General features: G+C 74.1%; 9 protein-coding genes and 1 pseudogene. 4 read left to right on the top strand and 6 right to left on the bottom strand.

Going from position 1 to position 8,922, the window contains the following annotated elements; all coding sequences use genetic code 11:
- Nucleotides 1-117: 117 nt before the first annotated feature.
- Nucleotides 118-612, bottom strand: coding sequence for a DUF3145 domain-containing protein (locus ACFC02_RS40230; RefSeq protein ID WP_376367604.1), 495 nt, complete (start codon nucleotides 610-612; stop codon nucleotides 118-120).
- Between the two features lie 248 nt (nucleotides 613-860).
- Between ACFC02_RS40230 and ACFC02_RS40235 the strand changes: the two genes are divergently transcribed.
- Together ACFC02_RS40235 and ACFC02_RS40240 are read left to right on the top strand one after the other, a co-directional pair.
- Entirely contained in the window at nucleotides 861-1,754 is an 894-nt protein-coding gene (locus ACFC02_RS40235) for an SGNH/GDSL hydrolase family protein (RefSeq protein ID WP_376367606.1), read from the top strand.
- Nucleotides 1,755-1,768: 14 nt separating this feature from the next.
- Nucleotides 1,769-2,749, top strand: a complete 981-nt coding sequence (locus ACFC02_RS40240; RefSeq protein ID WP_376367608.1) for an aldose epimerase family protein — start codon at nucleotides 1,769-1,771, stop codon at nucleotides 2,747-2,749.
- A gap of 347 nt (nucleotides 2,750-3,096) precedes the next feature.
- On the opposite strand, the gene ACFC02_RS40245 is transcribed toward ACFC02_RS40240, so the two are convergent.
- Together ACFC02_RS40245 and ACFC02_RS40250 are read right to left on the bottom strand one after the other, a co-directional pair.
- On the bottom strand, nucleotides 3,097-3,486 hold the full coding sequence (locus ACFC02_RS40245) for a RidA family protein (RefSeq protein ID WP_376367620.1): 390 nt from the start codon (nucleotides 3,484-3,486) through the stop codon (nucleotides 3,097-3,099).
- A gap of 20 nt (nucleotides 3,487-3,506) precedes the next feature.
- Entirely contained in the window at nucleotides 3,507-4,340 is an 834-nt protein-coding gene (locus ACFC02_RS40250; RefSeq protein WP_376367610.1) for an NAD(P)-dependent oxidoreductase, read from the bottom strand.
- A 49-nt stretch (nucleotides 4,341-4,389) separates the two neighbouring features.
- On the opposite strand from ACFC02_RS40250, the gene ACFC02_RS40255 reads away from it, so the two are divergent.
- Nucleotides 4,390-5,391, top strand: a complete 1,002-nt coding sequence (locus ACFC02_RS40255) for a LysR family transcriptional regulator (RefSeq protein ID WP_376367612.1) — start codon at nucleotides 4,390-4,392, stop codon at nucleotides 5,389-5,391.
- A gap of 166 nt (nucleotides 5,392-5,557) precedes the next feature.
- Here the strand turns inward: ACFC02_RS40255 and ACFC02_RS40260 are convergent.
- From ACFC02_RS40260 to ACFC02_RS40270, 3 genes and pseudogenes are all read right to left on the bottom strand, one after another.
- A pseudogene (locus ACFC02_RS40260) lies at nucleotides 5,558-6,337 on the bottom strand (EI24 domain-containing protein); the annotation flags it as partial.
- Between the two features lie 115 nt (nucleotides 6,338-6,452).
- Nucleotides 6,453-6,872 carry an organic hydroperoxide resistance protein gene (locus ACFC02_RS40265; RefSeq protein ID WP_376367614.1) on the bottom strand — a complete coding sequence of 140 codons (420 nt, stop codon included), beginning with the start codon at nucleotides 6,870-6,872 and terminating at the stop codon, nucleotides 6,453-6,455.
- Nucleotides 6,873-7,033: 161 nt separating this feature from the next.
- Nucleotides 7,034-8,056: an NADP-dependent oxidoreductase gene (locus ACFC02_RS40270; protein ID WP_376367616.1), complete on the bottom strand. Its 1,023-nt coding sequence runs from the start codon at nucleotides 8,054-8,056 to the stop codon at nucleotides 7,034-7,036.
- A gap of 120 nt (nucleotides 8,057-8,176) precedes the next feature.
- Between ACFC02_RS40270 and ACFC02_RS40275 the strand changes: the two genes are divergently transcribed.
- A complete protein-coding gene (locus tag ACFC02_RS40275) occupies nucleotides 8,177-8,626 on the top strand; it encodes a MarR family winged helix-turn-helix transcriptional regulator (protein WP_376367618.1) in 450 nt (149 codons plus the stop codon).
- The last annotated feature ends 296 nt before the right edge of the window (nucleotides 8,627-8,922 follow it).

Below are 8,922 nucleotides of genomic sequence, written 5' to 3' on the forward strand. Positions count from 1 at the left end.
CCCCGGTGGGGTCCGGGCCGCCGCCGTTCGTCTTCGGTTGCCGGCCGGCCGCCGGGCCGGTGGGGGCCGTCCGCGCGGTTTCCCGCCCCTGGCGGGGGGCTTGTCGGGGCGAAGTCCTCAGACCACCTGGTGGAGCCAGCGGACCGGGGCGCCCTCACCCGCGTAGCGGAAGGGTTCCAGCTCGTCGTCCCAGGGCTTGCCCAGGAGCCTGGCGATCTCCGCCTCCAGGTCCGTCTCTTCGCGCTGGGAGCGGGTGAGCGCCGCGCGCAGCCGGTCCTCGGGGATGAGGATGTCGCCGTGGATGCCGGTGACGGCGTGGAAGATGCCCAGGTCGGGGGTGCAGCTGTAGCGCTCGCCCTCGGCGGTGGCGCAGGGCTCGGCGGTGACCTCGAAGCGCAGCAGCTGCCAGCCGCGCAGTGCGGAGGCGAGCTTGGAGGCGGTGCCCGCCTCGCCCTGCCAGGAGAACTCCGAGCGCCAGGTGCCGGGAGCGGCGGGCTGGCGGATCCAGTCCAGGCTGACGCGCGTGCCGAGCACCCCCGCGACGGCCCACTCGACGTGCGGGCACAGCGCGCGCGGCGCGGAGTGCACGTACAGAACTCCACGTGTCGTCACCGGGACCTCCGGGCAGAGCGGGTCAGGGGGCGGGCGGGCGGCAGTGGCGCGGCGGCCACGTGAGGCCGAGGCTACCGTGCTGGGGGCCGGGGAGTGTGACGTACCGTCGGTCCCGGGGCCCGGAAACACCCCGCATTCACCCGGGGGGACGCTTGTACGGGTGCGCGCCGTCACCTCGGGTGAGGCTGGGAACCCTCAGGCGTTGTCATTGAAGGGACCACCGCACGACGACGAGGGGAACACCCGGAATGCGGAAGCGAAGTCACCGGCTGCGGGCCGCTCATGCCGTCGTGGCGGCTGCCGTGCTGGCCGTCGCCGGGTGTGACACGCTCGGTGACGGTGCGGCGGGGCAGCGGGACGCCGGGGGCCGGGCCGCCAGCCCGTCCGCGTCACCGCTGTGGGACACCCGCCCGGAGTCCATCGCCGCTGTGGGCGACTCCATCACTCGTGGCTTCGACGCGTGCATGGTGCTGACGGACTGTCCGGAGGTGTCCTGGGCGACGGGCAGCGACGCGAGCGTGGACAGTCTGGCGGTGCGGCTGCTCGGGGTGGCGGGCGCGGCGCAGCGCAGCTGGAACCATGCGGTGACGGGGTCCCGGATGGCCGACCTGCGCGGCCAGATGACGCAGGCGGTGCTGCACAGACCGGAGCTGGTGACGGTGATGGCCGGGGCCAACGACGCGTGCCGCGACTCCACCGGCCAGATGACGTCGGTCGCGGACTTCCGCAGGCAGTTCCAGTCGGCGATGGACGCGTTGCGGCAGGCGCTGCCGAAGACGGAGGTGTACGTCTCCAGCGTGCCGGACCTGAAGCGGCTGTGGTCCCAGGGCCGGACGAACGCGTTGGGCAAACAGGTGTGGAAGCTGGGCATCTGCCCGTCGATGCTGGGCGACGCGGACGCACTGGACCCGGCGGCGACCCAGCGGCGGGACGCGGTGCGGACCCGGGTGGTGGAGTACAACAAGGTGCTGGCCGAGGTGTGCGCGAAGGACCGCCGCTGCCGCTTCGACCACAACGCGGTATTCGACTACCGGTTCGACACGAAGCAGCTCAGCCACTGGGACTGGTTCCACCCGAGCCGCAACGGGCAGGCCAGGCTGGCGGAGATCGCCTACCGCACTGTCACCGCCGAGGGCCGGTGACCTAGGGTTCCCCCATGAACGAACTTTTCAGCACACTTTCCGACGGCACGCCGGTGCACCGCTGGACGCTGGAGCGGGCCGGGGTGCGGGTGCGGGTGCTGTCGTACGGCGGGATCCTGCAGTCGGTGGAGGTCCCGGACCGGGACGGGCACACCGCGGACGTGGTGCTGGGCTTCGCCGGCCTGGACGGATACCTGAGCCATCCGGAGCCGTATCTCGGCGCCCTGGTCGGCCGGTACGCCAACCGGATCGCCGGGAGCCGGTTCACGCTGGACGGCCGGACGTACACCGTCACGCCGAACGAGGGCGCCAACTCGCTGCACGGCGGCGAGCGCGGCTTCGACAAGCGGGTGTGGGAGGTGACGCCGGTCGAGCACGGGGTGCGCCTGTCCCGCACCAGCCCGGACGGCGAGGAGGGCTTCCCGGGGCGGCTGGAGGTCTCGGCGACCTACACGCTGGACGCGGCCGGCGCCCTGCGCATCGCCTACGAGGCGGTCACGGACGCGCCGACCGTCTTCAACCCGACCAACCACACCTACTGGAACCTGGGCGGCGCGGGCTCGGGTGACGCGGCCGGGCACGAACTGCGCCTGGCGGCCTCCCGCTACACCCCGGTCGACGCGGACCTGATCCCCGAGGGCGACCCGGCGGACGTCACGGGGACCCGGTTCGACTTCCGCCGGGCGCGCAAGGCGGGCCCCGGCTACGACCACAACTTCGTCCTCGACAAGGGGGTCACCCGGGCGGCGGCGGAGGTCGCCGAGCTGCACGATGCGGCGTCCGGACGGGTGCTGACGGTGGCGACGACCGAGCCGGGCCTCCAGCTCTACACCGCCGGCCACCTGAGCGCCGGTCCGTTCACGGCCGGGGCCGGCATCGCGCTGGAGACGCAGCACTTCCCCGACTCCCCCAACCGCCCCGACTTCCCGAGCACCGTGCTGCGCCCGGGCGAGGCGTTCCGCTCGGAGACGGTGTACGGCTTCTCGGCGCGGTAGGTCCCCTCGTCAGGGGTTCGCGCCGCGCATCCCCTTGACCGCCCGTCCGAGCAGGGCCACCGCGCCGACGCTGATCAGCGGTACCGCGCCGCCGATCAGCGTCGGCTGCGGTCGCCGTTTCACGGCCTGCATCCGGGTGGACGCCAGGACCCCGATATCCGACGGCCACCGGCGCGAGTCCGACGGCTGCCGCGCGCAGCCGGCCGGGACGCCACGAGCCCCGGTCCAGGGGTCAGGTCCCGGGCCGGGGCTGTACGTGGGGAAGCTTGCCCCGGATCCGACCCTAATCGCCCGGAGACCGTGACGGCCTGTGAGGGGACGCCGGGCCGGAACCTCCTACGAACCCTTCACAAACGGCCGGGCACGGCGGCCACGACCTCCACCTCGATCTGCGCCTCGGGCCGGAACAGCCGGGGCACCTCGACGGTCAAGCTGGTGGGCGGGGTGCCGGTGAGGAACCGCTGCCGGACGGCGCCGTACTCGGCGAGCCGGCCGATGTCGGTGAGGAAGGTGCGGATGCTGATGACGTCCGCCAGGCTCGCGCCGTACGCCGCCAGCAGCGCGGCGATCGCCTCGAAGACGCCCTGGCTCTGCTCGGTGAGCGTCTCGCCCTCGGCGATCTGGCCGGAGACGAACAGCAGGGCGCTGCCGTCGGCGTGTCCGACCCGGGCGACCTGGGAGTAGTAGGGGCTGAGCGGCTGGGGGGCGTCGGCGGGGTTGTCGACGGTGATCTGCACGGTGTTGTTCATGCTGTTCCTCACGCGGGGACGGTGGTGCGGGTACGGATCCGGGCGGCGGCCCGGGAGAGGTCGGCGGCGGCGACGCCGGGCTCCTGCGCCGCGTGCCGCAGTGCGGCCGACACGGCCTGCACGGCGGGTAGTTCGGTGACAGCTGCGGCGAGTCCGAGGTCCTTGAGGGCCAGCGTGGTGGCGAAGTCGGCGTTCTCGGAGAAGGCGCGGGCGACCGCTCCGGCGAGCGGGCCCTCGGCGAGCGCGGCGTGGGCGGTGTCGCCGTCGATGCCGAGGGCGTCGGCCAGCCGCAGCGTCTCGGCGACGAGCGCGACGCCGCTGATCACGGCGGTGTTGACGACCAGTTTGAGCGCGGCGCCGGAACCGGCCGGACCGGTGCGGGTGACGGTGCCGAGGCGGGCCAGGATGTGCTCGACCCCGGCCGTCTCGCCGCCCGCGAGGATACCGAGGGCGCCGTCGGCGGCCCGGTCGGTGCTGCCGGTGACCGGGGCGTCCACGAGGACCGCCCGGCCGCCGAGGCGAGCGGCCAGCGCGTGCACGGCGTCCGGGCCGACGGTGGACATCTCCACCCAGTGCACGCCCTCGGGCAGCGCGGGCAGCACCGCGTCGGCGACCTCGGTGAGCGCGTCGGGACCGGCCAGCATGGTGATCACGACGTCGGCGTCCCGGACCGCGTCGGCGGGGCGGGCGGCGTGGGCCGCTCCCTCGGCGACCAGCGGGCCGGTCCTGGCCGCCGTACGGTTCCAGACGGTCAACGGATGCCCTGCGGCGAGGAGTCGGCGGGCCATGGGCGTGCCCATGCGGCCGAGCCCCAGAAAGGCGATCTTCTCCCTGTGCTCCATGCCGTCGACGCTAAGGTCGACGCCATGATGCGACAAGCGAATCTCTGGCATGGCTGAGATGCCGGACCCGCATACCGGGAACGGGCCGGGGCACGACTGGGCCGGGGGCGACGGCGCCGTGCCCGACCTGTCCACCCTCTGGCTGCGGGTGTTCCTCGAAGTGGCCCGGCACGGGTCGTTCACCGTGGCGGCGCGGACGCTGGGCTGGACCCAGTCGGCGGTGTCCCGGCAGATCTCCGCGCTCGAATCGGCGCTCGGCGGGACCCCGCTGTTCGACCGGCTGCCGCGCGGGGTGCGGCTCACGGAGGCGGGGCGGACGCTCGCCCCGCACGCGCAGTCCGTCGCCGAGTCGCTGCACGGCGCGGTACGCGAACTGACGGCGCTGCACGAGGCGACGGGCGGGCGACTGCGGTTCGGCGCGTTCGCCTCGGCCGACGCGGCGCTGGTGCCGTGGGCGCTGGCCGCCTTCCGGGCCCGGCGGCCCGGCGTACGGGTCACCCGCGAGGAGGGCCTGACCGCCCGGCTGCTGGACCGGCTGACCGCCGGGCACCTGGACCTCGCGGTCGTCTCGACGACCGGAGGGGCCCCAATGGAGACGTACGCGCTGCACCACCTGCTCGACGAGTCCCTGTACGTCGCCGTCCCGGCCGGGCACCCCCTGACGGACCGCCCCGGGCCGGTGCGGCTGCGTGAACTCGCCGACGCCGACTGGGTGTCGGGCAGTTCCCGCCCGGAGGGCACCCTGCTCGACGCGGCGCTGCGCGCGGGTTTCCGCCCGCGGGTCGCCCACGTCGTGGCCGAGTGGACCGCCAAACAGGGCTATGTGGCGGCCGGTCTCGGGGTGGCCCTGGTCCCGGCGCTCGCCGCCGCGTCCGTACGGCCCGACGTCACCCTGCTCCCGGTACGGGACGAGGACGCCCCGGCCCGGGCGGTGTACGCGGCGACCGTGCGGGGGCGGTCGCCGTCGCCGGCCGCGGAGGCGTTCATCGGCGTGCTGCGGGAGGCGGCGGTGGCGGTCATGGGGACGGAGCGGGGGCGGGGGCGGGGCTGAAGGGGACGCGCGGTGCCGTGCGGGGGCCCGTCCGGCGAGGCGGCGAGCCCTGACGGGACCGCTGCGGATACTGCTGCGGGTCCTGCGAGTGCTGCGGGTGCCGCTGGTCCGGGATGAGCGCCGGCCCGCTGTCCGTCCCGCTCCCGCCCGCGGCCTCGTCGCCCCTCCCCCCGTCCGGCTCGTCGTCCGCTCCCTCTCCCGTCTCCTCGCCCAGCAGGTCGCGGGCGAGCAGGGTGGCGCCCGCGACCGCGCCCGGCATGAGGAACACGGCGACGAACGGCACGAGGAAGGCCAGGCCCAGCGGAGTGCCGAAGCCCCAGACCAGCGTCTTGCGCGAGCGCAGCAGCCGCAGCCGGGCGCGGAGTTCGACGCCCCTGCGCTGGAGGGCTACGGCGGCCAGTTCCTCCGTGAGGAAGAAGCCGGTGACGAAGAACCCGATCACCGGCACGAGTGTCTGGCCGACGAACGGCAGGAAGCCCAGGGCGAACAGCAGCACGCCCCACAGCGCGGCCCGGACGAGGACGCGGAGGCTGTCGCGGCCGGATATCCACAGTTCGCGCCCGAGCGAGAGACCGGACTCGGGGGCCGTGCCGTCCGGGGAGACGTCCCGGTCGACCTGTTCGGAGAGGCTCTCGTAGAAGGGCTGGCCGACCAGCAGGGTGACGGCGGTGAAGGTGACGACGGCCAGCAGCAGGGCGAGGGCGAACAGCACCGCCGTGAGGAAGCCGCGGAAGAGGCCGAGCCAGGGGCTCGGCCAGCCGTCGGCGAAGGGGGTGGCCCAGCCGACGGCGTCCGCGCCCCACAGGGCGAGCGCGGTGAGCGCCGCGGCGTACAGGACGAGGGTGATCAGGCCGGGGAGCAGCCCGAAGCCGTACGACCTCCGGTGCCGGGCCATCCACCGCTGACCCTTCAGGAGATACCCGAAACCCACCCCGAGATCACGCATGGGGCCACTGTAGCGATGGGGCCCTGGAAGCCCCGGCTCCCCCCGGGCATGCGACGGCGGCGGCCGCACCCCACGTCCAGAGGTGCGACCGCCGCCGTCTTGGGCAACGACCGGTTCAGGCCAGCGTCACGGTGATGTTGCCCCGGGTCGCCTTGGAGTACGGGCACACCTGGTGCGCCTTCTCCACGAGGCTCTTCGCGGCGGCCGCGTCGACGTTCGGGATGGTGGCCGAGATCTCGACGATGATGCCGAACCCGTCCTCGTTCTTGCCGATGCCGACCTTCGCGGTGACGGTCGAGCCGGAGATGTCGGCGCCCTCCTGGCGGGCGACGACGCCGAGGGCGCCCTGGAAGCAGGCGCTGTAGCCGGCGGCGAACAGCTGCTCGGGGTTGGTTCCGGTGCCGCTGCCGCCCATCTCCTTGGGCGGGTTCACGACGACGTCGATCTTGCCGTCGTCGGTGGCGACCCGGCCGTCGCGTCCGCCCTCGGCGGTGGCGACGGCGGTGTACAGGACGTCGGACTGCTGGATGGCCATAGCGTGCGTCTCCTCCTCGGTCCGCCGCGACTCGCGCCCACGGTCGCCAGCGGTTTCGGAAAGAAGTTACCGCATGTCGGAAATCCAGGGAACGCCTGTCCGGCGGGGGACGCCCGCTCGGCGGTCGACGCCGGACGGCGGGGGACCGCCTGCCCGGCGGCTCAGAGCTTGACGATCATCTTTCCGGTGTTGTCGCCGCGCAGCACCCCGAGGAAGGCCTCCAGGGTGCTCTCCACCCCTTCGGCGAACGTCTCGCGGTACTTCAGCTCACCCGAGCGCACCCACGGGCCGACCTCCCGCACGAACTGCGGCTGGAGGTCGTAGTGGTCGCCCACGAGGAAGCCCTCGATCCGGCCGCGGGTCTGGATCAGCCGGGCCATGTTGCGCGGGCCGGGGGCGGGCTCGGTGTTGTTGTAGACCGAGATGGCGCCGCAGATCGCGATCCGGCCGCCCCGGTTGAGGGAGCCGATGGCGGCCTCCAGGTGGTCGCCGCCGACGTTGTCGAAGTACACGTCGATGCCGTCGGGGGCGGCGGCGCGCAGCTGCTCGGCGACGGGGCCGTCCTTGTAGTTGAAGGCGGCGTCGAAGCCGTACTCGTCGACGAGGAGCTTGACCTTCTCGTCGGACCCGGCCGAGCCGATGACCCGCGAGGCGCCCTTGAGCCGGGCGAGCTGCCCGACCTGGCTGCCGACCGCGCCGGCCGCGCCGGAGACGAAGACGGCGTCGCCCTCCTTGAAGGAGGCGGTGCGCAGCAGGCCCGCGTAGGCGGTCAGGCCGGTCATGCCGAGCACGCCGAGGTACGTCGACAGCGGCGCGGCCCCGGGGTCGACCTTGACGGCGTGGGCGGCGTTCACGGCCGCGTACTCGCGCCAGCCGCCGAAGTGCAGGACGTGGTCGCCGACCGCGATGCCCTCGGCACGGGAGGCGACGACCTCGCCGACGGCTCCGCCCTGCATGGGCTCGTTCAGCTCGTAGGGGGCCACGTACGACTTGGCGGCACTCATCCGGCCGCGCATGTACGGGTCCACGGAGAGGTACTCGTTCCGTACGAGGACCTGACCCTCGCCCGGCTGCGGCAGCTCGGCCTCCACCAGGGCGAAGTCCTCGGGCTTCGGCCAGCCGACGGGACGGCTGAGCAGGTGCCATTCGCGGCTGACGGCGGGAAGTGTGGGGGTGTCGGACACGGGGGGCGCCTCTCGTCGGTGCGGCTCGGCCCGTCCGGGCGGAGCGGAATACTTCAGTACCTGAAACAACCATGCGCCTGGATATTTCAGGTTGTCAAGTAAGCGGGTACCCTGGACGCCATGGTCCCCACTCCCCCGCACACCCGCCGCCCCGACGCCCTGACCATGGAGGTCGTCGAGCTGATCGGTGACGTCGTGGCCCGGTTCTACGCGGACTACGAGGAGGCCGCGGGCGAGCACGCGCTGACCGGCCCGCAGGCACGGCTGCTGAGCCTGCTGTCGCTGGAGCCGCTGCCGATGCGGAAGCTGGCGCAGAAGCTGAAGTGCGAGCCGTCGAACGTGACGGGGATCGTGGACCGCCTGGAGGCGCGCGGCCTGGTGGAGCGGCGGCCCGATCCGGCCGACCGGCGGGTGAAGCTGGCGGCGGCGACCGAGGACGGGCGCCGGGTGGCCCGGGACCTGCGGGAGGGGCTGCGCTTCGCGCGCGAGCCGCTGGCGGCGCTGAGCGACAGCGAACGGGGCGTACTGCGGGACCTGCTGCGGCGGATGGTGGGCGACGGGGCCGCCTGAGCGGCCTGAGCGGCTACGCCCCCGCGTGCGCGACTCCTGCTCCGGCTCCTGCCCGTGCGACTGCTACGTGCACCACCACAGGAACCGGTTGCACGTGTGCGTCGGCGTCGGGGAGGGGTGCGGTGCCGGTGCCGACGAGGGCGGCGCGGCCGGGGACTGCGGGGCGTCCGGAGCCGCCGGGGTCGGTGCGCCGCCTCCGGAGGTGGCCCCGCCCGGGGGGGCGCCCCCCCCCGGGGCGGGGCCCCCCCCGGGGGGGCCCCCCCCGCCCGGGGCGCCCCGGCCCCCCCCCCCCCCCC

This window comes from Streptomyces sp. NPDC056160, assembly GCF_042268205.1.
Classification (GTDB): domain Bacteria; phylum Actinomycetota; class Actinomycetes; order Streptomycetales; family Streptomycetaceae; genus Streptomyces.

Excerpts from the sequence above, each read along its gene's own strand:
- ACFC02_RS40235 (WP_376367606.1), top strand. The coding sequence starts at position 861 with ATGCGGAAGCGAAGTCACCGGCTGCGGGCCGCTCATGCCGTCGTGGCG.
- ACFC02_RS40240 (WP_376367608.1), top strand. The coding sequence starts at position 1,769 with ATGAACGAACTTTTCAGCACACTTTCCGACGGCACGCCGGTGCACCGC.
- ACFC02_RS40250 (WP_376367610.1), bottom strand. The coding sequence starts at position 4,340 with ATGGAGCACAGGGAGAAGATCGCCTTTCTGGGGCTCGGCCGCATGGGC.
- ACFC02_RS40255 (WP_376367612.1), top strand. The coding sequence starts at position 4,390 with ATGGCTGAGATGCCGGACCCGCATACCGGGAACGGGCCGGGGCACGAC.
- ACFC02_RS40265 (WP_376367614.1), bottom strand. The coding sequence starts at position 6,872 with ATGGCCATCCAGCAGTCCGACGTCCTGTACACCGCCGTCGCCACCGCC.
- ACFC02_RS40275 (WP_376367618.1), top strand. The coding sequence starts at position 8,177 with ATGGTCCCCACTCCCCCGCACACCCGCCGCCCCGACGCCCTGACCATG.